The organism is Acidithiobacillus sp. TH-A67 (genome assembly GCF_057473545.1).
The window spans coordinates 16,888-42,847 of record NZ_JBYCKU010000058.1; the positions used below are offsets into that span (position 1 = coordinate 16,888).

Here is a 25,960-nt window from a genome sequence, read left to right on the forward strand (position 1 = left end):
ACCCTAGGCAAACTCGCGCAAAAAGCGCAAGTCGTTTTCGAAGAAGAGGCGCAGGTCGTTAATCCCATAGCGCAGCATGGTCAATCGTTCCACTCCCAGACCAAAGGCAAAGCCAGCAAAACGCTCCTGATCGACCGCTGCGCTGGAAAGCACAGCGGGATGCACCATGCCGCAGCCAAGAACCTCTAGCCAGCCCGTATCCTTGCAGACACGACATCCTTTCCCGTGACAGATGACACAGCCCACATCCACCTCGGCCGAGGGTTCGGTAAAGGGGAAATAAGAGGGGCGAAAACGTACCGGCAAGGCACTGTTGTCAAAAAATTCCTGTAGGAAGTCGGCCAACAGACCGCGCAGGTCGGCAAAACTCGCACCCTCATCCAGATAGAGGCCCTCCACCTGATGGAACATCGGCGTATGGGTAATATCCGAGTCACGTCGATAAACCCGTCCAGTCGCAATCATCCGCAAAGGCGGCTGATGTGTCTCCAGATAACGAATTTGTACCGGCGAGGTATGAGTTCGCAGTACCCGTCCGTCCTGGAGATAAAAGGTATCATGCATCGCCCGCGCCGGGTGGTCTTCGGGAATGTTGAGGGCGGTGAAATTATGAAAGTCGTCTTCGAGTTCCGGCCCATCGGCAACCTCAAAACCCAGACGGGAGAAATAGTCTTCGATCCAGTTCAGGGTCTGGCGTACCGGATGCAGGGAACCCCGCCCGGCATCACGACCGGGCAGGGTGACATCCACGGATTCGCTTGCCAGACGTTGCTGCAACAGCTCATTTTCCAGTTGCGCCCGCCGCTGCTCCAATAGCTGCTGGATCGCCTCTTTCTGCGCGTTGAGCTCCGCTCCACGCGCCCGCCGCTGCTCCGGATCCAGAGCTCCCAAGCCCTGCATTGCCCGGGTCAGGTGACCCTTTTTCCCGAGCCACTGCACGCGCAGCTGCTCCAGCTCGGCGAGCTGCTGAATCTTGGCAATGGCTTCCGCCACTTCCGCGACAGAGGCCGGGGACACTGCATTCTCCACCATAGCCTCCTTGCGCAGACTCAAGCGGCGTCTTGCTGACCCTTCGCGACAGCAACTAGGCGAGAGAACGCTGCCTTGTCCCGCACGGCGAGATCGGCCAGGACCTTGCGATCCAGACTCACACCAGCCCGCTGCAACCCGTTGATGAAGCGGCTGTAGCTCAAACCCTCGGAACGCGCCGCAGCATTGATACGCACAATCCACAGACTACGGAAATCGCGCTTCTTGCTGCGGCGATCCCGATAGGCGTAGACCAAGGCCTTCATCACCGCCTGATTGGCGATACGGAAATTGCTCTTGCGCTGGCCACGGAAGCCCTTGGCGCGCGCCAGGACCTTCTTGTGGCGGGCGTGGGCGGTAACGCCCCGTTTTACTCTTGGCATCTGGGTACTCCTTTTGACTCAGACGTAGGGCAGCATACGCCGCAATGCGGCCTGCTCACTGCCAGACGTTACCAGGGTGTGGCGCAGATGACGCTTGCGCTTGGTGCTTTTTTTGGTGAGGATGTGATTCAAGAACGCCTGCCGGTGCTTGAATTTCCCCGAGCCGGTGCGCTTGAAACGCTTGGCGGCCCCGCGATTGGTCTTCATCTTCGGCATCTTGCCTCTCCTATTTCTTCTTGGGGGCGATGACCATGACCATCTGCCGCCCTTCCATACGTGGCCGCTGCTCGACCACACCCATTTCTTGCAAATCTGCTTCCACCCGGTTGAGCAATTCCATACCCAATTCCGGGTGACTCATTTCTCGACCGCGAAAACGCAAGGTAACCTTCGCTCGATCACCATCCTCGAGAAAGCGGATGATGTTGCGGAGCTTGATCTGGTAATCGGCATCGTCCGTGCGTGGTCGAAACTTGATCTCCTTGACCTGGCTCTGTTTCTGCTTCTTTCGCGCTTCGTGCTGCCGCTTGCTTTCCTGGAAGCGAAACTTACCGTAATCCATAACCCGACAGACCGGGGGGACGGCCTGTGGGGCGATCTCTACAAGATCAAGATCCGCCTCTTCGGCGGCGGCAAGAGCCTCATGCAAGGGAACGATACCTAACTGCTCTCCGTCGTCCCCAATCAACCGAACCTTTGCCGCAAGAATTTCCCGATTGATGCGGATCTCTTTTTCCGTCGCGATTGCCCTACCCTCCCCCTAGGCCAGTTCCAAGGCCTGCTGCCGTCGTGTATCCAAGCGTTGTAAAGTCTTACCCAACATCTCCAGCGGGATGGCGCCAAGATCTGCGCCATTGCGATCCCGCAAACTGACCGTACCCTCGCTCTTTTCCCGCTCGCCGACGATAGCCATAAATGGCACCCGCCGCAAAGTGTGGGCGCGTATTTTATAGCCGATCTTCTCGCTTCTCAAGTCCGATTCTACGCGCAGGCCGTGCGCGCGCAACTGACTGACCACGTGCTCGGCATAGTCGCTGTGCTGCTCGCTGATCGGTGCCACCACCACCTGCGTCGGCGCCAGCCAGAAGGGAAATTTACCCTCGTAATGCTCGATGAGCACACCAAAAAACCGTTCGACCGAACCAAAGATGGCGCGGTGGATCATGATCGGCACCTGCCGACTACTGTCCTCAGCGACATATTCCATGCCAAAGCGCTCCGGCAGATTGAAGTCGAGCTGAATGGTACTGCATTGCCACTTGCGGCCGATCGCGTCCTCGATCTTGAGGTCGATCTTGGGACCATAGAAAGCGCCGCCACCGGCGTCGACCTGGTAATCGAGACCGGCCCGCTGCAACGCAGCTTCCAGCGCCTTGGTAGCAGTTTCCCAAATCTCGTCGCTACCGACGGAACCCTCTGGCCGCGTCGAGAGATTGATCTCGTAGCGATCGAAACCAAAAGTGCCAAGAATGCGCTGGGTCAATGCCAGCACCCCGGCGATCTCCGCCTCGATCTGATCCGGCCGACAAAAGATATGCGCGTCATCCTGGGTAAAACCGCGTACCCGCATCAGGCCGTGCAGGGCTCCCGACATTTCGTGGCGATATACGGTCCCGAGCTCCGCCCAACGGATTGGCAATTCGCGATAGGAGCGCAGTTTGCTCTTGTACACCAGAATATGGAAAGGACAGTTCATCGGCTTGAGCTGATACGGCTGCCCCTCGTCCTCCATGGGCTGGAACATGGACTCGGCGTAGAAATCCTTGTGCCCAGAGGTATACCAGAGATCCTCGTGCGCGATGTGGGGAGTAAAGAGAAGTTCGTAGCCAGAATCGATATGCGCGGCACGCCAGAAATCCTCGATCACCCGCCGCACCCGCGATCCCTGTGGGTGCCAGAAGACCAAGCCACCGCCGGCATCTTCCTGAATCGAGAAGAGCTCGAGTTCGGTCCCGATCTTGCGATGATCGCGACGCTCGGCCTCAGCTTGCTGCAACAAAAAGGCATCGAGATCTTTCTGCGTTGCCCAGGCGGTCCCGTAAATCCGCTGCAGCATCGGATTACGCGAGTCGCCGCGCCAGTAGGCACCCGCCACACTGCGCAGCGCAAACGCGCCGAGCATTCCGGTGCGCGGCACATGCGGACCACGGCAGAGATCGACGAAATCCCCCTGATGGTAGAGGCTCAGTTCCTCTCCCGCGGGAATGTCCTGGATGATCTGGACCTTGTATTCCTCATCCATGGCGCGGAAGCGCTCGATTGCCGCGTCACGACTGACGACTTCCCGCTGCACCGGCAGATCGGCCTGCACCAGCTCCCGCATTTTGGCACTGATGGCCTCCAGATCTTCCGGCGTAAACGGTTTGGACGCGGCAAAATCGTAGTAGAAGCCGTTGTCAATCACCGGACCGATGGTGACCTGCACATCTGGGAACAGTTCCTTGACCGCCTGTGCCAGGAGATGCGCAGTGGAGTGCCGGAGAATCTCCAACCCCTCCGGGCTGTCTTTGGTGACGATACTCACCTCGGCATCGTGATCGATAGGAGTACCGAGATCACAGAGGCGGCCGTCGACGCGCAGTGCGAGGGCCGCCTTGGCCAGACCAGCGCCAATGTCGCGCGCCAGTTCCGCGCCCGTCAGCGGCGCTGCAAAGGAACGTATAGAACCATCCGGCAGACGGATCTCGGGCATATCCTCTCCAAAGAAAAAGCACCAGTGAGCCAGGCCCTTCTGGTGCGGGTGTTGGTAGGCACGGGCGGTTTCGAACCGCCGACCTCTACCGTGTCAAGGTAGCGCTCTCCCCCTGAGCTACGCGCCTAAGTCTGGCAAAAGTATCAGTGTTTGCCGGGACTCGTCAAGATCGGCGCAACATCGGCACGATATTGAAGCGCCAGATAAAACCAGGAATGGCGAAAACCGCAAACATGCACAGGGCAATCACGTAGAATTCCCAGCCCTGCCCATGATTTTGACCATCGAGCAGACGCTCTACCCCCATGCCGATGAGTCCCATGATCAAGTACATGACAAACCACTCGCCAAGATACCAGAGCAAGGTCTTCTCCGGATTGCAACTGCCAAAGACAAAACGCTTTCCACTCAGCCAAGGCAGATTCGCGGCGATAAACGCTACCAGGATGTAGATCATCGCCCATTGTTGCAAGGCCATTAGAGCACCCCCTGTAAGGCATGATAACAGAACGCCACCAAGGCACCTGGAACAATGCCGAGAATCAGCAGGGCAAGGCTATTGACAGTAAGCACAGAAGCCGCCAACGGATCATCGGCACCGTACGCCAAATCTTCCGCCGGCGGATCGAACAATGCAACCTTGAGTACCCGCAGATAGTAGAACGCGCCCACCACCGCCATCAGCACGCCAAACACCGCGAGCCAGACGAAATGGGCCTCGATGAGCGCCTGGAAGACCGCAAGTTTGGCGTAAAAACCAATGGTCGGCGGTACGCCGGCGAGGGAGAACATGATGATCAGCAGCAGGAAGGCCGCCCAGGGGCGGGTACGTACCAGACCCCGGAGATCACTGATTTCCTCGGCCTCGAAGCCTTCGCGGCTGAGATAGACAATCAGACCGAAGGCCGCGGTTGCCATGAAAGCGTAGACGACCGCATAGAAGAAGGCGCTAGCCAATCCATTCTGCGTTCCGGCGACGATACCCAAGGCGAGAAAACCCATGTTGCCCACCGTCGAGTACGCCAGCATGCGCTTGAGGTTGGTCTGGGCAATGGCCACCACATTGCCGATCAGCAGCGAGACGACCACCAACGCAACGAAAAGCTGCTGCCAGATCTCGATGCTGCCATAGCCGCCATCCACCAGGATGCGCAGAAACAGGGCGAAGATGGCAATCTTGGGAACGGAAGACATAAACAGGGTGACTGGCGTTGGCGCGCCCTGGTAAGCGTCCGGTAACCACATGTGGAAGGGTGCCGCACCGAATTTGAAGGCGATCCCCGCCACCAGAAAGATCACCGCGAGCATCAGCAGATAGTTGGCACCGCCCACATTGACCAGGCCAATAGCAATCTGGTGCAGATCCAGGGTTCCCGTGAGCCCATAGAGCAACGACATGCCATAGAGCAACAGGGCCGAGGCCAACGCACCGAGAATGAAATACTTCAGTCCCGCCTCCGTGGCGCGCAGATTGCCGCGTTGAAAAGCGACCAAGGCATATTGACTGAGGGCAAGCAGCTCCAGCCCCAGATACAGGACCAGCAGGTTGGACCCGGAGATGAGGATCAACGCCCCCAGCAAGGCAAAGAGAAGTAGTACGAAGACCTCCCCCCGATACAAGGCCCGACGCAGGAGATACTTGCGCGAATACAAAAGCACCAGCAGACTCAGCAGCTCGACGAGGAAACTGGCGATACTGGTAAAGGGATCGAGATGGAATTGCCCGAAGAAGGCAAATCCTGTCTGGCCCATCTGCGAGCAGGTCAGGGCCATGGCCGCGAGCAAGCTGAAAATACTGAGCACATAGGCGACATCACGTTGGCGCTCGCCAACGAACACGTCAACCAGCAGCACCACACAGGCCATTGCCAGTACCCAAATTTCAGGAATGGCAAAGGACCAATGAAACAGAGCGTTCTGCATGGCGCCTCCTCAACCAGGAACTTTACTGGTGGCGACCTGCTGCAAGAGATGCGCCACGGATTGATGAACAATGTCGAGGAAAGGGGCCGGCCACACACCCTGCAGCAACACAAAAACCGCCAAAGACCCAAGGACCAGAATCTCGCGACCGTTGAGGTCATTGAGGGCGGCCACCTCGGCATGAATGATGCCGCCAAAAATCACCCGCTTAAAGAGCCAGAGGGTATAGCCGGCCCCGGTAATTAGCCCGGTGGCGGCAATGATCGCCGGCCACGGATGTACCTGGTAGGTGCCCAGCACCACCATAAACTCCCCGACAAAGCCCGAGGTCCCAGGTAGACCGACATTGGCCATGGCAAAGAGCATCATCAGGCTGGCAAAAATCGGCATCACGTTAGCGACGCCACCGTAGGCCTGAATATCGCGGGTGTGCATGCGGTCATAGAGCACGCCCACGCAAAGGAACATCGCCGCACTCACAAAACCGTGCGAAAGCATCTGGATGATCGCGCCCTCTATCGCCGTCTGCGTAAAAACGAATAAGCCGAGGGTGACAAAACCCATATGCGCGATGGAGGAGTAGGCGATCAGCTTCTTCATATCCTGCTGCACGATGGCAATCAGGGCGATATAGACAATGGCGATCAGCGATAGCACGATCATCAACCATGCGAGTTGATGGCTGGCATCCGGGGTGATCGGCAGACTCAGTCGCAAGAAACCGTAGGCACCCATTTTCAGCATGATCGCCGCCAAAATCACCGATCCCCCCGTAGGTGCCTCGACGTGGGCGTCAGGTAACCAGGTATGTACCGGCCACATCGGGATTTTCACCGCAAAGGCAATCAGGAAGGCGAGAAAAATCCAGATCTGCGCGTTCGCGCCCAGGGGCGTTTTCTGAAAAGCCAGCAGACTGAAGCTGTCGCCACTGTGAAAATAAAGGTACAGAAAGGCCACCAGCATCAACACCGAACCGAGGAAGGTATAGAGGAAGAACTTGATGGTGGCATAGACCCGGCGTGGCCCGCCCCAGACCCCGATGATGAGGAACATGGGAATGAGCATCGCCTCCCAGAACACATAAAAGAGGATGGCATCGAGGGCACAGAAGACCCCGATCATCAACCCGTCCATGATCAGAAAAGCGGCCAGATACTGGGCAATACGCATTGGGACGTTGCGCCAGGAGGCTATCACCACCAGCACCGTCAGGAAGCTGGTGAGCAGGATGAACCAGAGGGAAATCCCATCGATACCCAGAAAATACGTAATGTGAAATACCGGAATCCACGGGACGCGTTCGACAAACTGCATCGCTGCCGTATGGGTATCGAAGCCCGTGAATAGCGGCAAGGTAATGGCAAAGGTCAGTAGTGAGACCAACAGCGCCAGCCAGCGCGCCGGGTTGCCGCCGGCGCGATCGCCCACGGCAAGAACCAGAAAGCCACCAATAATCGGCGCCCAGATCGCTGCGCTCAGAAGGCCAAAGGAATGCATCGATCAGCCCCTCCAGATCATGAAATAGGTCATGAAGAGGACGAGCCCAATGATCATGACGAAGGCATAGTGATAGATATAACCGGTCTGCAGACGGCGCCAGGAAAGGGCCGCGCGCGCCACCAGCCGGGCGCTGCCATTGACCATTCCGCCGTCGATGATTGCCTCGTCCCCCCAATGCCAGAAGCGCCGACCGAACAATAGGGCACCTCGAACGAATACCAGCTGGTTGAAGGCATCAAAGCCATATTTCTTGCGCAGAACCCATGTGAAGGGTGCAAGCAGGCGATTCAGTGCCGCTGGTACGCCGTCATGCAGCAGGTAGAACCATGCCGCCAGAGCGATGCCAAGAATGGCCAACCAGAAGGGCCAAGACTCCAGGCCATGGACAAGGAAGGCACCAGTCCCCTGCCAGTGCGCCGCAATTTCTCCGATGGTATTCCACTGCGCGCGAATCTGTAGCGAACTATCCAGAAAACCGCCCAGGCCCACCGGGGCAATAAAGAACCAGCCTGCCAGCAGAGAGGGAATGCCCAACGCGATCAGAGGGCCGGTAATCACCCAAGGCGACTCATGCAAATGTTCTTGGGTGTGTTCGTCCATGCGTTTCTTGCCATGGAAGACCAGGAAGAACATGCGGAAGGTATACAGCGCCGTGACCAGCGCACCCAGCACCAGCAGGACATAGGCAAAAGTCGCGCCGGTCAGACTCGATTCGCCGACCGCCTCGATGATCAGGTCCTTACTGAAAAAGCCGGCGAAGGGTGGGATTCCGGAAAGCGCTAACCCGCCCACCAAAAAGGTGAGATAGGTAATGGGCATGTGCGCGCGCAGCCCTCCCATCTTGCGGATATCCTGCTCATTCTGCATGGCGTGAATGACCGATCCGGCGGCCAGGAAGAGCAATGCCTTGAAGAAGGCATGGGTCATCAGGTGGAATATGGCCGCAGAAAAAGCCGACGCACCCAAGGCCGCGGTCATGTAGCCCAACTGGGAAAGGGTGGAGTAGGCGATGATGCGCTTGATGTCGTTCTGTACCAGCCCAATCAGCCCCATAAATAACGCGGTAATCGCGCCAATGATCAGAATGACGCTCAGCGCCGTTGCCGACTGCTCGTAAATCGGCGACATGCGCGAGACCATGAAGATTCCGGCGGTGACCATGGTTGCGGCATGGATCAGCGCCGAGATCGGCGTCGGACCCTCCATCGACTCCGGCAGCCAGACATGCAAGGGTACCTGCGCCGATTTTCCCATGGCCCCGATAAAGAGCAGGATGGCAATCCAGGTCAGCACCGACCAGGGATGCCCAGGGATGATGGTAACGGTCTGCCCAACCAAACTGGGGACCATGGCAAAAACGGTACGATAATCGAGGCTGCCACAGTAGTGATAGATAGCGGCGATGCCGATCAGAAAACCGAAGTCGCCGACACGGTTGACGAGAAAGGCCTTCAGCGAGGCCTGATTGGCGCTTTCGCGGGTAAACCAGAAACCGATCAGGAGATAGGACACCAGCCCCACTGCTTCCCAGCCAAAAAAGAGCTGCAGAAAGTTGTTGCCCATCACCAGCATCAACATGCTGAAGGTAAACAAGGCGATATAGCTGAAGAAGCGGGCATAACCCGGATCGTTATGCATATAACCGATGGTATAGACATGCACGCAGAGGGAAACGAAGGTGACCACCACCAGCATCACCGCTGTCAGACTGTCGATATCGAAACCAATGTGTACCGGCAGATTTCCAAACACCGCCCAGGTGTAGACATCGCCATAGAAGGTCTGCCCATGCAGCACCTGCAAGAGCACGAAAATGGCTAGATACAGAGCAAAGGCAACACCGGCGATGGGTGCCCAATGCGCCCTCTCCCGCAGAAACCATCCCCCCAGGCCAGCAACCAGCGAGCCCGCCAGCGGTGCTAGGGGAATGAGCAAATAGACCCAGATGGGTGGCAGGCCATGCAGCCAGTCAAAGATCCACATATCAGCCCCGTAAGTCGTCGATGTCTTCTACATTGATGCTGCGGCGATTACGGAAATAGACCACCAGGATCGCCAAGCCAATAGCCGCCTCAGCGGCTGCTACGGTAAGGACAAAAAATACAAAGATTTGTCCCTGAAGGTTCCCCAAATAACGGGAAAATGCGACAAAATTGATATTTACCGCCAACAACAAAATCTCTATCGCCATCAACAGAATAATGACGTTTTTCCGGTTCAGGAAAATCCCCACCACGCCGATGGAAAACAGCAGCGCCCCCAGGATCAACCAATGCGACAACGGGATCATGGCTTCGGCCCCCGCAGATCGACCATGCGTAGCCGTTCGCGTACGGCGACTGCGACCTGTTTGCCGACCACCTGCGACTTGGTGTCGGGCCGACGGCGCAAGGTCAGGGCTATCGCGGCAATGATGGCGACGAGCAGGATCACCGCAGCGATCTCAAAGGGATAGAGATAGTGGGTGTAGAGCAACTCACCGAGGGCGCGGGTGTTGTCGGCATTCGCCGAGATTGGCCCAGGTGCCGGCACCCTACCGATCGGCGCGGTCCAGAACACCGCCACCATCTCCAGCACGCCGACGATCGCGATCGCCAAACCCAGGGGAAGGTAGCGCAGAAAGCCCTCCTTGAGACGCTCCAGATTGATATCCAGCATCATGACCACGAAGAGAAACAGCACCATCACCGCACCAACATATACCAGAATCAAAATCAGCCCGAGAAACTCCGCGCCCAGCAACAGAAACAAAGCTGCCGCATTGAAAAAGGCGAGTACCAGATAGAGCGCCGAATACACCGGATTGCGCGCGGTGATGACCAACAGGGCCGATAACAGCAGGACGGCCGAGAAAACATAAAAAAGGACGGTGGTGGTGAGCATCATGCGTTTTCTCGTTCTCTCCTAACGGTAGCTACTGTCCGCCTGCCGATCGCGGGCCAGCTCGCCTTCCAAACGATCACCGTTACCCAGCAAACGAATCTTGTCGTAGAGCAGTTCACTACGGGTCTCGGCGTGATAACTCAGCACCCGACTTTCGACAATGGAATCCACCGGGCAAGACTCCTCGCAGAGTCCGCAAAAGATACACTTGCTCAGATCGATGTCATAGCGGCTGGTGCGGCGCGTCCCGTCGCTACGCTCCTCGCTCTCGATGGTAATGGCCAGCGCAGGACAAACGGCCTCGCAGAGTTTGCAGGCAATGCAGCGCTCTTCCCCATTCTCATACCGGCGCAGGGCATGCAGACCGCGAAAGCGCGGCGACTGGGGTGTCGTTTCCTCGGGATACTGCACGGTAAACTTGCGCGCGAAAAAATAGCGTCCGGTGAGCCGCATACCGCGCAGCATTTCGAGCAGGAAAAAAGACTGGAACCAGCGTTTGACAGGATTGGCCATGACAACCTCCTCAGCGCAGGATAGCCCGCAACGGGGTCTCGAGGGCAATACCCACTACCACGATCCAGGCGATGGTAATGGGAATGAAGACCTTCCAGCCCAAGCGCATGATCTGGTCATAGCGATAGCGCGGGAAAGTGGCGCGGATCCAGAGGAAGACATAGAGCAGGAAGGCGGTCTTCAGCAACAGCCAGACGAGGCCCGGCACCCAGGTGAAAGGCGCGACGTTGAAGGGCGGATACCAGCCTCCGAGGAAAAGCACGGTGGTCAGGATCGAGACAAAGATCATATTGGCATATTCGGCCAGGAAGAACAGCGCAAAGCCCATCCCCGAATATTCGACATGAAAACCGGCAACGATCTCCGACTCTCCCTCCGCCACGTCGAAGGGGGCGCGGTTGGTTTCCGCCACGCCAGAGATGAAATACACCAGAAAAAAAGGAAAGAGCGGCAACCAGTACCACGACCAGAAGCCTCCGCCTGCCTGCGCCTCGACGATCTTGCTCAGATTCAGCGTCTGCGCCAGCATCAACACGCCCACCAGGGCAAAGCCCATGGCAATTTCGTAGGCCACCAACTGCGCGGCCGCGCGCATCGCCCCCAAAAATGCATATTTGGAGTTCGAGGCCCAACCGGCAATGATGATTCCATATACCCCCAGACCGGCAATGGCTAGGACGTAGAGTAGACCCGCGTTCATATTGCTGATGGCCACACCTGGACCGAAGGGGACCGCCGCCCAGACCAGCATGGCGGGAACGAAAGCCAACACCGGCGCCGCCAGAAAGAGAAAGCGGTTGGCCGTACTGGGAATTAGGACTTCCTTGAACAGCAGCTTCAGGGCGTCGGCAATCGGCTGCAGCATGCCACGAAAACCAACGCGATTCGGCCCGAGGCGAATCTGGATGTAGCCGATCACCTTACGTTCGGCCAGGGTCAGATAGGCGACACCGAGCAAGAGAGGGATCAGGACGATGATGATTTTGATCAAGGCCCAAACAGGTGGCCACCAGGCCGCATTGACGAGATCGTGCATCCTTCCTCCCTACACCCGAATACTCGGCATCTGCACCCGCAGTGCCGTCCCGACTCCTCCCAATGCCTGAGTCTCGGGATGACCAAGATCGAGCCAGACGGCGCCGTGGGGAATTCCGGCATCGAGAACAAAGGGTATCTGCACCTGCGCGCCATTGCTCGCCAACAATTCTACCGCGGCACCGCCGATTCCAAGTTCGGCAACCGTATCCGGATGCAAGCGGCAGACCGGCTCCTGCGCCAGGGGCTGGGCACGTCGGACGAGCGGGTCCTGCTGATAGATACGCCAGTCACCCAGCAATTGGAGTCCCCCTGCGTCTTCCTGATGACGCGCGGCAATCTCTGGCATCACCCTGAAACCCGGAACATCGAGGGGAAAATCCCCCAACTGTTTCTGCCAAGTATCCTGCAGCGCCTCGAGATCATCGAAATCGAGGCCGGCCAATTCCAAATGATCGGCCAACACGCGCAGGATTTTCCAGCCAGGGCGCGACTCTCCTGCCGGCCGCACCGCCGCACGATACTGTTGCAGGCGCCCTTCGTTATTGAAAAAGCTGCCACTGCTTTCCGCCCAGCTCGCCAGAGGCAGAACGATATCGGCATAGGACTCAGCGGCGCCCAGAAAGCTACTGATGCTGATGACCGCATCGGCAGCATCGAGAGCTGCGCGGACACCCGGCGCGTCCATGGCATCCGCCTCAGGCTCGACACCATAGAGCAGGAATGCCTTTTTCTCCTCCCAGACCCGCGGCGCATCCTCAACCTGCACGCCTCCCGGCTTGCGTCCGGGTACACAGCCGAGTAACCAAGCGCCAGCGCTATTGGCGGCCTCCGCCAGCCAGGAGACGCGAGCGGCGGTCTGTTGCGCGATTTCAGCGATAACGGCCAGCAGCTCCGCTGCCCGAGGCTGCTGCAAGAGACTGCTACCCAGCAGAAACAGTGGCTTATCGGCAGCCCGCACAGCATCTGCCAAATCCCCCAAGGCAGGATTCGATGCTGGCGTCCCATCGCGCAGAAGCGCCAAGAGTTCCTCATAGACCGCCAGATCGGCTCCTGCTGCCGCGCGGATCTGCCGCAAAGGAAAATTGAACTCCCGTTGCGTGCTATCCAGCGCCCAGATCTGCGCCCCCGCCAGGGCCGCCTTGCGCAGACGGTGGTTGGTCAGCGGTTGCTGCTCCCGCGGGTAGGCATGACAGAGAATAATGTTTCGCTCTGTCTCCAACTGTTCCAGGCTCATGTTCAGGGCCGGATATAAGGGCATGGCCGGGTCGGCACGGAAGTCCGTCTGACGCAGGCGATGCTCGATAGCACGCACCCCCAGGCCCCGTAACAGGGCCTGGAAGAGATAGAGCTCCTCGTTGCTCGCCGCCGGCGAGATGAGCCCGGCCACGGCGTCTGGTCCCGCACGGCCGATGGTCTTTTGCAAGGCAGTCGCCGCCGCCTCCAGGCCATCCGCCCAGGACACTGGCTGCAAAGAACCGTTGATACGCAAGAGAGGAGTCTGCACGCGATCTGCTGCCTGCAATCCGGCATAGGCAAAGCGGCCCTTGTCGCAGAGCCATTCTTCGTTGACCGCCTCGTTGACCCGCGGCTTGACCCGCAACACCTCCCTGCCAAGGCTTTGAACATCGGTATTGCAACCCGTCGAGCAATGCGGACAGAGGCTCTGGCTGTGCTTAAGCTCCCAGGAGCGGGCCTTGTAGCGGAAGGGCTTGCTGGTCAGGGCACCGACGGGGCAAAGATCGATCATGTTACCGGAAAGCTCGGAACGCACTGCCTTGGCAACATAGGTACCAATGGCCATCTTCTCACCCCGTCCGGTAGCGCCCAATTCACTGATACCGCCAATCTCGGTGCCAAAGCGAACGCAACGAGTGCATTGGATACAGCGCGTCATCTCGGTGGCAATCAGTGGCCCGATATCCTTGTCTTCTACTACCCGCTTTTCTTCGGTGTAGAGACTGTGCGGATTGGCATAGCCCATGGTGATGTCCTGCAATGGACATTCGCCGCCCTGGTCACAGATCGGGCAATCCAGGGGATGGTTGATAAGCAGGAATTCGAGCACGCCCTGTTGCGCCATCTTCGCCCGTTTCGAGCGGGTGGAGACCTTCATTCCATCGCTCGCCGGGGTGGCGCAGGCAGGCAAGGGCTTGGCCTGCTTTTCGACATCCACCAGACACATACGGCAGTTGGCTGCCACTGACAGCTTGGGGTGGTAGCAAAAGAAAGGGATGTAGATACCGAGCTGCTCGGCGGCCTCCATCAATGTGGTGCCGGCAGCAACCTCGATCTCCTGCCCGTCAATCTCGATGCGTGGCATCAGGCAACTCTCCGTGCAGCATCAGCACCGACCAGGCAGGTCTTGTGCCGGACATGGTGCAGGTACTCATCCGGGAACAGACGCAGGGAGCTGGTCACCGGGGCCACCCCGCCGTCGGCCAGCGCACAGATGGTGCGCCCCTCGATGCGCGACCCGACATTCTGCAACAATTCCAGATCGGATTCGCGACCCTGTCCGTTCTCGATCCGGTGCATGACCCGCCACAGCCAGCCCATACCCTCGCGGCAGGGGGTGCATTGGCCGCAGGATTCGTGCATGTAGAAGCGAGCGATGCGCTCCACTACCTTAACGATGCAAACACTGTCATCGATGATGATCACCGAGCCTGCACCCAGGGCCGAACCGGCCTTGGAGATGCTGTCGTAGTCCATCGTCACTTCCATCATCTGCGCGCCGGCCACCATGGCGGTACTGGTACCACCAGGGATCACCGCCTTGAGCTTCCGCCCCGGACGCAGCCCACCCGCCATTTCCAGTAATTCGGCAAAGGGGGTACCCATGGGTACCTCGAAGTTTCCCGGTCGTCGTACATGCCCGGTTACCGAGAAGATTTTCGTTCCCCCATTGTTGGGTTTGCCCAGGTCGAGGAACCATTGCCCGCCACGTGTGATAATGTCAGGCACCGAGGCGAAGGTCTCGACATTGTTGATAGTGGTCGGCTGGCCATACAGGCCATAGCTCGCCGGGAAAGGTGGTTTGAAACGGGGCTGTCCTTTCTTTCCTTCCAGCGCTTCCATCAGGGCGGTTTCCTCACCGCAGATGTAAGCACCAGCGCCCCGGTGAACGTAAAGATCAAAGGAAAAATCGGTTCCCAGGATTTTTTCGCCGAGCAGACCAGCAGCATAGGCCTCGGCCAGGGCCGCTTCGACAATGCGGATGGGTTCGATGAATTCCCCGCGAATGAAGATATACCCGGCCCGCGCACCCATCGCATAGGCGCCGATGATCATCCCCTCGATGAGCCGGTGCGGCTCATAACGCATGATATCACGATCCTTGCAGGTGCCAGGTTCCCCCTCATCGGCGTTGCAGAGCAGATACTTCCTGCCAGTAACTCCCTTCGGCATGAAGCTCCATTTCAGGCCCGTTGGAAAACCTGCACCACCGCGACCACGCAGGGCCGAGGTCTTCATTTCGTTGATGATCTGCTCGGGCGTCATCCCCTCCAGCAACACCTTGCGGAGAGCCTGATAGCCGCCAGTGTCCTGGTAGACCTGCAAACGATGGGAATCCGGCAGACCGCGGTTACGCAAGGTAACACCATTCACATACGTTTCCGTCGTCATTGCTCCGCCTCCTTGCGCAATTGCGCGATCAGGTCGTCGAGTTTCTGCGGCGTGAGATCTTCGATATAGCGATCTCCTAATTGCATCATCGGTGCATCTTTACAGGCCCCCAGGCACTCCACTTCTTTGATGGTGAAGAGACCGTCAGCAGTCGTCTCGCCAATGCCGATGCCCAGGCGCTCCTGCAAATGGGCAAGGATCTCATCAGAGCCATTGAGAAAGCAGGATACGCTGCCGCAGACACAGAACTGGTGCCTACCGACGGGCTGCAAGTCATACATCGTTAAAAAGTAGCCACCTCGAAGGCCTGGATCGCCGGTACGCCGAGGATTGCCGCCACATGCTCGATCAGAGGCTCGGGCAGATAGCCATGCTCCTCTTGCGCAATGCGTAGAGCCGCGAGGAGCGCCGAGCGCGCCTGCTCAGGAGGATACTTGCTGCGCTCCGCCGCAATGGCATCGAGGGAGCTTTGCGACAGCCATTCGCTCATCGGTCGATCTCCCCAAACACAATGTCCATGGTCGCCAGAATCGCTACCACGTCGGCAATCATGTGCCCCTTGGCCATCTCGTCCATGGCGGCAAGGTGGGAAAAGCCCGGCGCCCGGATCTTCATGCGATAGGGCTTATTGGCTCCGTCGGAAAGCATGTAAATACCAAACTCCCCCTTCGGGGCCTCGACTGCGGCGTAGATCTCGCCAGCCGGCACGATCATGCCCTCGGAAAAGAGTTTGAAGTGATGGATCAGCGCTTCCATGCTGGTCTTCATTTCTTTCCGTGGGGGCGGCGCGATTTTGTAGTCGTCAACCATGACCGGGCCGGGATTTTTCCGCAACCAGTCGACGCATTGCGCAATGATCTTGTTGCTCTCGCGCATTTCGGCCACCCGAACCAGATAACGATCGTAGCAGTCACCCTCCTTACCCACTGGGATCTCGAAATCCAGATCGGCATAGGCCGCATAGGGCTGGGTACGGCGCAAATCCCAGGCGACCCCGGAGGCACGCAGCATCGGCCCGGTGAAACCCAGGGCAATGGCCCGCTCCGGCGCGACCACACCAATCCCTACGGTGCGCTGCTTCCAGATGCGATTATCGGTAAGCAGAGTTTCGTATTCGTCGATATAGCCAGGGAAACGGCGGGTAAAGTCCTCGATGAAATCGAGGACAGAACCGTTACGGTTGGCATTGAGCTCTTGCAGGCGCTTCGCATCGCGATATGGCGAAGGCTCATACTGTGGCATCTGCGCAGGGAGATCGCGATACACACCGCCAGGCCGGTAGTAAGCAGCATGCATGCGTGCCCCAGAGACCGCCTCATAGACATCCATGAGGTCTTCGCGCTCACGGAAGCAATAGAGAAATACCGACATGGCTCCGACATCAAGGGCATAGGCGCCGAGCCACAGCAGATGATTGAGTACCCGCGTGATTTCGTCGAACAGGGTACGGATATACTGGGCGCGTTGGGGAATCTCGATACCCAGCAGACCCTCGACGGCACGACAATAGGCGTGCTCATTGCACATCATCGAAACATAGTCGAGCCGGTCCATGTACGGTAGGTTCTGCAGAAAGGTCTTGTGCTCGGCGAGCTTCTCCGTGGCGCGGTGCAGAAGACCAATATGCGGATCGGCGCGCTCGATCACCTCGCCATCGAGCTCCAGCACCAGCCGCAGCACACCATGGGCAGAGGGATGCTGCGGCCCAAAGTTCATGGTGAAGTTGCTAATTTCTGGCATCGTATCGCCCCTCCTCGTCACTGCGCACGATGCGCGGCACGACCACCCGCTCCTCGATACGGGTGGGCTCGTAGATCACCCGCCGCTGATCCGGGTCGTAGCGCATCTCAACGGTCCCGACCAGAGGAAAATCCTTGCGGAAGGGATGGCCAACAAAGCCGTAATCGGTGAGAATTCGCCGCAGATCGGGATGCCCCTCAAAGAGAAAACCAAAGAGATCGAAGGTCTCCCGCTCAAACCAATTGGCCGCCGGCCAGATCGCATTCACCGAGGCGATGATCGGGAGATCTTCGTCAAGAAACACGCGCAGGCGCAGCCGCTGGCGACTGTGAATACCCAGAAGATGGTAGACGACGGCAAAACGCTCTCCCTCCCAGGTGCCATCACCGTACTCGGAATAGTCTACCCCACAGATATCGATCAACTGATCGAAACCCGCCGCATCGCGTAACCAGGTGCAGCTGGCAAGAAAGTCGTCGCGCAAGAGTTCCAGGGTCAGCTCGCCGCGGGCGATCTGCCGACGGCGTATCCGCTGCCCGAGCCCAGCCTCGATCTGCTGGGATACCATTTCCAGATCGTCCATTTTTGCGTTACCGGGCTATTGTGTGCGTACGGCGGATCTTCTTCTGCAGCTGGATCAGCCCAAAAAGAAGTGCTTCGGCGGTGGGCGGACAGCCGGGGACGTAGACATCCACCGGTACGATCCGGTCACAACCGCGTACGACACTGTAAGAGTAGTGATAATACCCACCACCATTGGCACAAGAGCCCATGGATACCACCCAGCGCGGCTCGGCCATCTGGTCGTAGACCTTGCGCAAGGCCGGGGCCATTTTATTGACCAGGGTACCGGCAACGATCATGACGTCGGATTGCCGCGGGCTAGGACGAAAAATGATACCAAAGCGATCGAGATCGTAGCGCGCGGCTCCCGCGTGCATCATCTCCACGGCACAACAGGCAAGCCCAAAGGTCATTGGCCATAAAGACCCGGTGCGACTCCAGTTGACCACCGTATCGATACTGGTGGTGACGAAACCCTTTTCGAGAACCCCTTCTATTCCCATTCCAGAGCCCCCTTCTTCCATTCGTAGACGAAGCCGACCACCAGAATGGCGAGAAACACCATCATGGCCAGGAAACCGGTCATGCCGACGGAGTCGAAGACAACGGCCCAGGGAAACAGAAATGCGATTTCGAGGTCAAACAAAATGAACAGAATCGCGACCAGGTAGTAACGCACATCGAACTTGACGCGGGCGTCCTCGAAGGCCTCGAATCCACACTCATAGGGGGACAGCTTTTCGCTGTCGGGCCGATTGGGGCCAAGCATGCTGCCCAGAATCAAGGGCACAATGCCAACCACCAAGGCGATCAGCAGAAATATCAGCACAGGCAAATAATGTCCGAGCACCCGGCCCCTCCGTCAAAGTCATTACGTACCCACCAGGGTCGCCATAAAAAACTTTTTTTCTATATAATCAAATCTCTGGAAGTCTACAGAGACAAAAAAACAGCCACGCGGGCTGTGATTTGGTGCCGAAGACCGGACTCGAACCGGTATGGCTTGCGCCGCCGCCCCCTCAAGACGGTGTGTCTACCAATTTCACCACTTCGGCAAGTGAATCAAAACTTTCTCATGCCCCGCCCAGGACGTCAAGGCTTAGCTGGAGAGGAATTCCCGGTGGCCACGCTCTTTTCGGACACAGCGGATTTTGCCGAGGCGGAAACCGGGCTCTCGCTGCTCGTTACGGACGCAGTAGGCGCCGTTGCCGGCGCGGCAGCAGAGGGCGCTGCAGTCGAGCTTGGCAGCGCAATACCCGCCCCCATCTGATGTGCCTCATGCTCCGACAAATAGGCCAACGCCAGACTGTTGAGAAAGAAAATCGCGGCAAGAATTGCGGTGACATGACTGAGAAAATTGCCCGCCCCCGCAGCGCCAAAAACGGTCTGTGAACCGCCACCGCCAAAGACTGCGCCAATATCCGCGCCTTGTCCTTTCTGAATCAGCACCAGACCTACCAGCACGACACAGATCAGTACCTGAAAAATCAATAACACCGTATACATGCTCAAATACCTCGGGCTACCGCATGGGCGGCCTGACAGATCTGCAAAAACTCGACTGCCTGCAATGAGGCTCCACCGACCAGACCGCCGTCAATATCCGGCTGGGAAAATAGGACCTGGGCGTTGCCGGCCTTGACACTACCTCCGTAGAGGATGAGGATTTTGCGGGCGATATCGGGATTCTTTGCAGCGACCAGGCCACGCACAAAAGCATGCACTTCCTGCGCCTGCTCCGGGCTGGCCGTCTTGCCGGTGCCGATGGCCCAGACTGGCTCATATGCAAGGACCATATTGGCCTGCTGTCCGCTACTGCCCAAGGCCGGGAGAACGGCCTCTACCTGACGCCGCAACACCTCTTCCGTTTGGCCCTGCACCCTTTCCTGCTCGCTTTCACCGATGCAGACCATGGGAATCAGACCAGACAGGAGGGCGGCCTTCACTTTTTTCAGGACGATTTCATCCGACTCCTGAAAAATCTGACGGCGCTCCGAGTGTCCAACCAGAACATAACGACAGCCATGATCGCGCAGCATCGGTCCCGAGATCTCACCGGTATAGGCACCGTGCGCTTCCCAAAAGAGATTTTGTCCGCCCCAACGTAAGGAACTGCCCTTGGCCAGCTGATGCACCGTCGGCAATAGCGTGAAGGGCGGAAATACCACAACCTCCGGCGAGGCTGGCGCCAGACCCGCATCGAGAATGGCTTGGGTGAGGTGCTCAGCATCCGCATTCAAGCCATTCATCTTCCAATTGCCCGCTACAATGATCGACCGCACGTCGCCCTTCCTCATATTTGTCATCAATTGCTAATAGAACGCGAAGTTTAAAGAGTACGCTGACGAGGGTCAATTTACCCTGTTCGCGCGCTCTAGACTGCCACAGATTCGGTCACACCGGCGGCCACTTGCGCCCGCAACTCCTCAGCGACCTTTTGCGCCAGCCCACATTCGACCGCCTCTACCATGATACGCAGCAGTGGTTCGGTACCCGAAGCACGCACCAGAAGTCGTCCGCGTCCGGCGAGCTGTGCCTCCGCTGCCTGCAACAGTTGCTGCACATCGGAGCGCTCCAAGTGCTGGCGCGCGTCTGGCAGGCGCAAATTGAGCAAAACCTGCGGATATAGTTTCAGGCCATCGGCCAGCTCATGCAGACTCCTGCCTTTCTGCTGCAAAAAGGCAAGCACCTGCAACGCCGCAAGAATGGCATCGCCCGTAGTATTTGCTGGAGTGATGAGGTGACCGGAATTCTCCCCACCCAAGGGATAGCCCAGACGGCGCATGGTCTCCAGTACATAACGGTCTCCCACAGCGCTGCGCACGAAAGGCACTCCCTGCTCTGTCAGCGCCTTTTCCAGGGCGAGATTGCTCATCACCGTACCGACGACCCCGGGTAAGCTCCCCCGCTCCCGGAAGGCCTGCGCCAGCAGCCACAGGACGGCATCGCCATCCCAGGTATTACCTCGCGCATCCACGAGCAGGACGCGATCGCCATCGCCATCCAGGGCGATCCCCAGATCAGCCTGTCGCTCTCGCACTGCAGCAATGAGTGCCTGCGGTGCTGTCGAACCAACCCCATCATTGATATTGACACCGTTGGGTCGCACTCCGATGCTCTCCACCTGCGCACCCAGCTCGCTGAACACCATGGGCGCGACCTTATAGCCGGCGCCATGGGCGGCATCGACAATGATTCGCACGCCGCGCAGATCGGCCGACGCCGGAAAGGTCGTCTTGCAGTATTCGACATAGCGACCAGCGGCATCCTCCACGCGGCGTGCCTTCCCCAAAGAGTCTGCAGCAGCACAGCGCATGGGTCCTTCCAGCTCGGCCTCAATGGCTTCCTCCACCGCATCCGGGAGTTTGTAGCCATCGCCAGAGAAAAACTTGATGCCGTTATCTTCGTAGGGGTTGTGCGAGGCGCTGATGACGATGCCGGCATGGGCCCGCAGGGTACGCGTCAGGTAAGCGATGGCGGGCGTCGGCAGCGGGCCAACCAACAATACATCGACGCCTGCCGCTGCCAGCCCGGATTCCAGGGCCGATTCGAGGAGGTAGCCAGAAAGGCGAGTATCTTTGCCAATCAGCACCTGCGGCCTGCCGGATACCCCCCTGGTGAGCACCCTACCCGCAGCCCAGCCGAGCTGCAAGATCCAATCCGCACGCATGGGCATTTCTCCTACCCGACCGCGCACACCGTCGGTTCCAAAAAATTTTCTGGCCATATTCGTTTTATCCTGTCGCTTCCATCGCTTCCCAAATGTTGAGTGCCTGCCGCGTAACGGCAACATCGTGCACCCGATAGATCGCACTACGGCACCGTTGTCGGGTCCAGAGGAGGGCCGCCACACTCGCTATCACACGCTCACTGGGGTTTTCCACGCCGGCAACCTGCCCCAAAAATCTTTTGCGCGACAGCCCGAGCAGAATGGGGTGCCCAAGCGTCGCCAAGCGGTCGAGGTGCCGCAGCAGGCGAAGATTGTCAGCCTGTTCCTTGGCAAAACCAATGCCCGGATCGAGCAGGATGGATTCCGCAGGGATACCCGCCTGCAGGCACGCATCACGCCGCTGGGCAAGATAGTCATGTACCTCGGTAAGCACATTTTCGTAGGCGGTGAGGGTCTGCATGGTTGCCGGGGTTCCACGCATATGCATCAGACAAACATCAAGCCCTAGTTCTGCCACCGTCGCCAGCGCATTGGGATCAAAACTCAGGGCGCTGACATCGTTGATGAGGCTAGCTCCGTACGCATGGGCGGCACGCATCACCGCTGCCTTACGGGTATCCACAGAAATGGGTAGGGGAATCTCGGCGCGGATCGCCTCCAAGGCGGGCAGGAGGCGTTCGAGTTCCTCCTCTACCGAAACTTCCATCGCTCCCGGCCGCGTCGACTCCGCACCGAGATCAAGGATGTCCGCCCCCTCCGCCCACAAACGACGTGCATGGGCCAAGGCCGCAGTCACCGAGACATAGCGACCACCATCAGAAAAAGAGTCCGGGGTAAGGTTGATGATCCCCATGATACAAGAACGCCCCTGCAGCCAGGGGCGTCTTTGCTGCGGCACAGCAGAACTCAAACGGGGTGTTCCCCCGGGTTAAGCTTGGGCAGATTGTTGGGAACCTGCTCAGAATTGCCGACGCCGCTGTTACCACTGACCGCTGGTGTGCCGGGGTTGTTGTCCTGCGGCGGACGCGGATCGTGTCCAGCCATAATGTCGTTGACCTGGCCGGCATCCAAGGTCTCGAACTTGAGCAACGCCTGGGCCATACGCTCGACAATGTCGCGGTTGTCTTCGATGAGCTTGCGCGCCACCTGGTAACGTTCCTGAATGATCCCCCGCACCTCCTCGTCCACCGTCTGCGCGGTACGCTCGGAAACGTTACTGTGCTTGCTGATCTCTCGTCCGAGGAACATCTCTTCCTCTTTCTCGCCAATCACCATGGGTCCGATGGTGGACATGCCCCACTGCGTGACCATCTTGCGCGCGAGATCCGTGGCTCGCTCGATGTCATTGCCCGCGCCGGTGGTCATCTGGTTGAGAAATACCTCTTCCGCAATCCGCCCACCCATAAGGATAGAGATATTGTTCAGGATCTCCTGGCGCTCATAGTTGAAGCGATCCTCGGTCGGCAGCTGCATGGTCAAGCCCAGAGCACGGCCGCGCGGGATGATGGTGACTTTATGCACTGGATCAGTGCCCGGCAGCAACTTGGCAACCACCGCATGCCCAGACTCATGGTAGGCTGTGGTCTCCCGCTGCTTGTCACTCATCACTACCGACTTGCGCTCGGCGCCCATCATCACTTTGTCTTTAGCGTCCTCGAAGTCGTGCATATCGACCAGCCGCTTACTCTTGCGCGCCGCCATGAGGGCTGCCTCGTTAACGAGGTTGGCAAGGTCTGCACCCGAAAAGCCCGGGGTGCCACGCGCGATGATCTTGGCGTCTACGTCTGGCGCCAAAGGCACCTTACGCATATGCACTTGCAAAATCTGCTCGCGACCGCGAATGTCTGGAAGCGGAACCGTTACCTGCCGGTCAAAACGGCCAGGACGCAATAAAGCAGGATCGAGCACGTCCGGACGGTTGGTAGCGGCGATGACGATGATCCCTTCCGTACCCTCGAAACCATCCATTTCCACCAACATCTGGTTGAGAGTCTGCTCGCGCTCATCGTTGCCACCGCCGAGACCAGCTCCGCGCTGGCGACCAACGGCATCGATCTCGTCGATGAAGATGATACAGGGAGCGTGCTTTTTCGCCTGCTCAAACATATCACGTACGCGCGAGGCACCCACTCCGACAAACATCTCGACGAAATCCGATCCAGAGATCGAGAAGAAGGGGACCTTGGCCTCGCCGGCAATAGCGCGCGCGAGGAGGGTTTTGCCCGAACCAGGCGAACCCATGAGTAGCACACCTTTGGGAATACGGCCACCGAGACGCTGGAACTTGGAGGGATCCCGCAGAAAGTCGACGATTTCGGCCACTTCTTCCTTGGCCTCCTCTACACCGGCAACATCGGCAAAGGTGATCTTATTGTTTTCCTCACTGAGCATGCGCGCCCGGCTACGACCAAAGCTCATGGCGCCCCGACCACCAGCACCGCCACCACCCATCTGGCGCATGAAGAAGATCCACACACCGATGAGCAACAGCATCGGGAACCAGTTGATCAGCAAAGCCAACAGCAACGACTGGCCTTGCGGCGGCTTGACCGAGATCTTGACTCCGGCGGCCAGCAACTGCGGTACCAACTGATTATCGTTGGGCGGGGTGTAGACACTAAATTGCTGCCCGGAACTGAGCGTACCGGTCAGATGGTTGCCATCCATCGTGACATCGGCGACCTGCCCCTGCTTGACGCTGTTGACAAAAGTCGAGAAGTTCATTGCCTGAGTCGGCGTCGAACTCGACGAATTGAGATTCTGGAAAACGAAGATGAGGATGACCCCAATCGCCACCCACAAGAGTACATTCTTGAAAACGTTATTCATTCCCTCACCTCCCCCATCGGGAGTTTAGATTGGGCGCAAAATTCCCCAATATTTTCGATATTAGACCTCTGCCGAAAAACTGACAAGCGCACCTCGCGCATGGCATAGAAGTAGTATCATTGCGTTCCACCAACCGTGAGGTCACGTATCTTCAGCGTTGGCTGACCGACTCCCACCGGGACGCTCTGTCCGTCTTTCCCACAGGTCCCCACCCCTGGATCTAGCTGGAGGTCGTTACCGATCATTTCAACCCGCGTGAGCACATCCGGCCCGTTCCCGATCAAGGTCGCCCCTTTAACTGGACGCGTGATGCGGCCATTCTCGATCAGATACGCTTCCGAGGCCGAGAACACGAACTTGCCGCTGGTGATGTCGACCTGCCCACCGCCGAAGTTCACGGCATACAGCCCCTTCTTGACACTGGCGATGATTTCCTGCGGATCGTGCTGACCATTGCGCATGTAGGTATTGGTCATGCGCGGCATAGGCAGATGCGCATAGGATTCGCGCCGACCGTTACCGGTAGGGGCCACCCCCATGAGCCGGGCATTCAGACTGTCCTGCAGGTACCCGCGCAAAATCCCATCTTCGATCAGCACCGTACATTGGGTAGGGTGCCCCTCATCATCGAGGTTGAGACTGCCTCGCCGTCTAGCCAGGGTACCATCATCCACCACCGTGACGCCGGGCGCCGCTACCCGCTGCCCAACGCGGCCAGAGAAAGCGCTGGTACCCTTGCGGTTGAAATCCCCCTCCAGACCATGACCGATGGCCTCGTGCAGTAGAATACCCGGCCAACCAGGCCCGAGGACGACTTCCATACCGCCGGCCGGAGCGGCCTCCGCCTCGAGGTTGACCAGCGCCTGCCGTACCGCCTCGCGGGCGTATCCTTCCGCGACATCACCCTCGAGAAATTCGCGGTAGTCATGACGCCCACCACCGCCAGCACTTCCCTGCTCTCGCCGACCATTCTGCTCGGCGATCACCGTGACATTCAAACGCACCAACGGGCGTAAATCAGCGGCCAGACTGCCATCCAGGCGCGCCACCAATACCACCTCGTAGCGCGCGGCAAGACTGGCCATTACCTGCACCACACGCGCGTCGGCTGCCCGTGCAGCCGCTTCCAGTCGCTCGAGAAGGGAGATTTTTTCGCGATTCTCGATACTCGCCAGAGGATCGACGTTTGGATACAAATCCAGACCGCTACGGGAGCGCCACTGCAGAGCCCGCTGCTCGCCCGGGTGATGAACGATGCTGCGTGCCGCCTCCGCTGCTCCCAGCAGAGCCTCCACCGCAATTTCATCGGAGTAGGCCAGACCCTGGCGTTCTCCCTGGATGGCACGCACCCCCACTCCTTGATGAATGCTGTGACTGCCCGATTTAACCACCCCTTCTTCCAGACTGAAAGCCTCGCTACGGCTGTATTGAAAGTACAGATCCGCATCGTCAAGGGCGCGGCGGCGCAACTGCGCAAAGGTGCGCTCCAGTGCCGTCTCGTCGATTCCTGCGGGCTGCAGCAAATTTTCCCGGGCGAGATCGAGGGCGTTATCCGTCATGACGTGCTTC

Annotated in this window: 25 protein-coding genes, 2 tRNA genes and 1 pseudogene; all 28 read right to left on the reverse strand. The window is 58.4% G+C overall.

Annotated elements, in window-relative coordinates; genetic code table 11:
• Window positions 1–3: 3 nt before the first annotated feature.
• Window positions 4–1,017 (reverse strand): phenylalanine--tRNA ligase subunit alpha, encoded by a 1,014-nt coding sequence (pheS, locus tag AC2VNM_RS09080; RefSeq protein WP_483167178.1) that lies wholly within the window; start codon window positions 1,015–1,017, stop codon window positions 4–6.
• 32 nt (window positions 1,018–1,049) lie between these two features.
• Window positions 1,050–1,412, reverse strand: a complete 363-nt coding sequence (rplT, locus tag AC2VNM_RS09085) for a 50S ribosomal protein L20 (protein ID WP_483164869.1) — start codon at window positions 1,410–1,412, stop codon at window positions 1,050–1,052.
• Between the two features lie 18 nt (window positions 1,413–1,430).
• Window positions 1,431–1,628: a 50S ribosomal protein L35 gene (gene rpmI / locus AC2VNM_RS09090; RefSeq protein WP_215871617.1), complete on the reverse strand. Its 198-nt coding sequence runs from the start codon at window positions 1,626–1,628 to the stop codon at window positions 1,431–1,433.
• 10 nt (window positions 1,629–1,638) lie between these two features.
• Entirely contained in the window at window positions 1,639–2,157 is a 519-nt protein-coding gene (gene infC, locus AC2VNM_RS09095) for a translation initiation factor IF-3 (RefSeq protein ID WP_483189424.1), read from the reverse strand.
• A gap of 15 nt (window positions 2,158–2,172) precedes the next feature.
• A complete protein-coding gene (gene thrS / locus AC2VNM_RS09100; RefSeq protein WP_483164868.1) occupies window positions 2,173–4,104 on the reverse strand; it encodes a threonine--tRNA ligase in 1,932 nt (643 codons plus the stop codon).
• A gap of 52 nt (window positions 4,105–4,156) precedes the next feature.
• Window positions 4,157–4,231: transfer RNA gene (locus tag AC2VNM_RS09105), tRNA-Val, on the reverse strand.
• Between the two features lie 36 nt (window positions 4,232–4,267).
• Complete coding sequence (locus AC2VNM_RS09110; protein WP_483164867.1) at window positions 4,268–4,582, reverse strand: DUF2818 family protein; 315 nt, start codon at window positions 4,580–4,582, stop codon at window positions 4,268–4,270.
• Window positions 4,582–6,027, reverse strand: coding sequence for an NADH-quinone oxidoreductase subunit NuoN (gene nuoN / locus AC2VNM_RS09115; RefSeq protein WP_483164866.1), 1,446 nt, complete (start codon window positions 6,025–6,027; stop codon window positions 4,582–4,584). The genes AC2VNM_RS09110 and nuoN overlap by 1 nt, the downstream gene beginning before the upstream one ends.
• A gap of 9 nt (window positions 6,028–6,036) precedes the next feature.
• Window positions 6,037–7,524 carry an NADH-quinone oxidoreductase subunit M gene (locus tag AC2VNM_RS09120; RefSeq protein ID WP_483164865.1) on the reverse strand — a complete coding sequence of 496 codons (1,488 nt, stop codon included), beginning with the start codon at window positions 7,522–7,524 and terminating at the stop codon, window positions 6,037–6,039.
• Between the two features lie 3 nt (window positions 7,525–7,527).
• Entirely contained in the window at window positions 7,528–9,510 is a 1,983-nt protein-coding gene (gene nuoL, locus AC2VNM_RS09125; RefSeq protein ID WP_483164864.1) for an NADH-quinone oxidoreductase subunit L, read from the reverse strand.
• A gap of 1 nt (window position 9,511) precedes the next feature.
• Window positions 9,512–9,817 carry an NADH-quinone oxidoreductase subunit NuoK gene (gene nuoK / locus AC2VNM_RS09130; protein ID WP_215871623.1) on the reverse strand — a complete coding sequence of 102 codons (306 nt, stop codon included), beginning with the start codon at window positions 9,815–9,817 and terminating at the stop codon, window positions 9,512–9,514.
• A complete protein-coding gene (locus tag AC2VNM_RS09135) occupies window positions 9,814–10,413 on the reverse strand; it encodes an NADH-quinone oxidoreductase subunit J (RefSeq protein WP_483164863.1) in 600 nt (199 codons plus the stop codon). The genes nuoK and AC2VNM_RS09135 overlap by 4 nt, the downstream gene beginning before the upstream one ends.
• 18 nt (window positions 10,414–10,431) lie before the next feature.
• A complete protein-coding gene (gene nuoI, locus AC2VNM_RS09140; protein ID WP_215871624.1) occupies window positions 10,432–10,923 on the reverse strand; it encodes an NADH-quinone oxidoreductase subunit NuoI in 492 nt (163 codons plus the stop codon).
• 10 nt (window positions 10,924–10,933) lie between these two features.
• Complete coding sequence (nuoH, locus tag AC2VNM_RS09145; protein WP_483164862.1) at window positions 10,934–11,959, reverse strand: NADH-quinone oxidoreductase subunit NuoH; 1,026 nt, start codon at window positions 11,957–11,959, stop codon at window positions 10,934–10,936.
• Window positions 11,960–11,968: 9 nt separating this feature from the next.
• Window positions 11,969–14,281 carry an NADH-quinone oxidoreductase subunit NuoG gene (gene nuoG, locus AC2VNM_RS09150; protein WP_483164861.1) on the reverse strand — a complete coding sequence of 771 codons (2,313 nt, stop codon included), beginning with the start codon at window positions 14,279–14,281 and terminating at the stop codon, window positions 11,969–11,971.
• Window positions 14,281–15,588, reverse strand: coding sequence for an NADH-quinone oxidoreductase subunit NuoF (gene nuoF / locus AC2VNM_RS09155; protein ID WP_483164860.1), 1,308 nt, complete (start codon window positions 15,586–15,588; stop codon window positions 14,281–14,283). The genes nuoG and nuoF overlap by 1 nt, the downstream gene beginning before the upstream one ends.
• Window positions 15,585–16,078, reverse strand: a pseudogene (gene nuoE / locus AC2VNM_RS09160) (NADH-quinone oxidoreductase subunit NuoE). Before nuoE ends, nuoF begins: the two are co-directional and overlap by 4 nt.
• Window positions 16,075–17,328: an NADH-quinone oxidoreductase subunit D gene (locus tag AC2VNM_RS09165; protein ID WP_483164858.1), complete on the reverse strand. Its 1,254-nt coding sequence runs from the start codon at window positions 17,326–17,328 to the stop codon at window positions 16,075–16,077. The pseudogene nuoE and the gene AC2VNM_RS09165 overlap by 4 nt, the downstream one beginning before the upstream one ends.
• Window positions 17,315–17,911, reverse strand: coding sequence for an NADH-quinone oxidoreductase subunit C (locus AC2VNM_RS09170; protein ID WP_483164857.1), 597 nt, complete (start codon window positions 17,909–17,911; stop codon window positions 17,315–17,317). The genes AC2VNM_RS09165 and AC2VNM_RS09170 overlap by 14 nt, the downstream gene beginning before the upstream one ends.
• Before the next feature lie 7 nt (window positions 17,912–17,918).
• Window positions 17,919–18,395 carry a NuoB/complex I 20 kDa subunit family protein gene (locus tag AC2VNM_RS09175; protein ID WP_215871631.1) on the reverse strand — a complete coding sequence of 159 codons (477 nt, stop codon included), beginning with the start codon at window positions 18,393–18,395 and terminating at the stop codon, window positions 17,919–17,921.
• A complete protein-coding gene (locus AC2VNM_RS09180; RefSeq protein WP_483164856.1) occupies window positions 18,386–18,742 on the reverse strand; it encodes an NADH-quinone oxidoreductase subunit A in 357 nt (118 codons plus the stop codon). Before AC2VNM_RS09180 ends, AC2VNM_RS09175 begins: the two co-directional genes overlap by 10 nt.
• A gap of 120 nt (window positions 18,743–18,862) precedes the next feature.
• A tRNA-Leu gene (locus AC2VNM_RS09185) sits at window positions 18,863–18,947 on the reverse strand.
• Window positions 18,948–18,984: 37 nt separating this feature from the next.
• Entirely contained in the window at window positions 18,985–19,398 is a 414-nt protein-coding gene (gene secG, locus AC2VNM_RS09190; RefSeq protein ID WP_483164855.1) for a preprotein translocase subunit SecG, read from the reverse strand.
• Between the two features lie 2 nt (window positions 19,399–19,400).
• On the reverse strand, window positions 19,401–20,174 hold the full coding sequence (gene tpiA / locus AC2VNM_RS09195; RefSeq protein WP_483164854.1) for a triose-phosphate isomerase: 774 nt from the start codon (window positions 20,172–20,174) through the stop codon (window positions 19,401–19,403).
• Window positions 20,175–20,266: 92 nt separating this feature from the next.
• Window positions 20,267–21,619 (reverse strand): phosphoglucosamine mutase, encoded by a 1,353-nt coding sequence (glmM, locus tag AC2VNM_RS09200; protein WP_483164853.1) that lies wholly within the window; start codon window positions 21,617–21,619, stop codon window positions 20,267–20,269.
• Between the two features lie 7 nt (window positions 21,620–21,626).
• Entirely contained in the window at window positions 21,627–22,472 is an 846-nt protein-coding gene (gene folP / locus AC2VNM_RS09205) for a dihydropteroate synthase (RefSeq protein ID WP_483164852.1), read from the reverse strand.
• On the reverse strand, window positions 22,469–24,391 hold the full coding sequence (gene ftsH, locus AC2VNM_RS09210; RefSeq protein WP_483164851.1) for an ATP-dependent zinc metalloprotease FtsH: 1,923 nt from the start codon (window positions 24,389–24,391) through the stop codon (window positions 22,469–22,471). Before ftsH ends, folP begins: the two co-directional genes overlap by 4 nt.
• A gap of 116 nt (window positions 24,392–24,507) precedes the next feature.
• The gene (gene tldD, locus AC2VNM_RS09215) at window positions 24,508–25,950 is read right to left on the reverse strand and encodes a metalloprotease TldD (RefSeq protein ID WP_483164850.1); all 1,443 of its coding nucleotides are present in this window, start codon (window positions 25,948–25,950) and stop codon (window positions 24,508–24,510) included.
• Window positions 25,951–25,960: the final 10 nt, after the last annotated feature.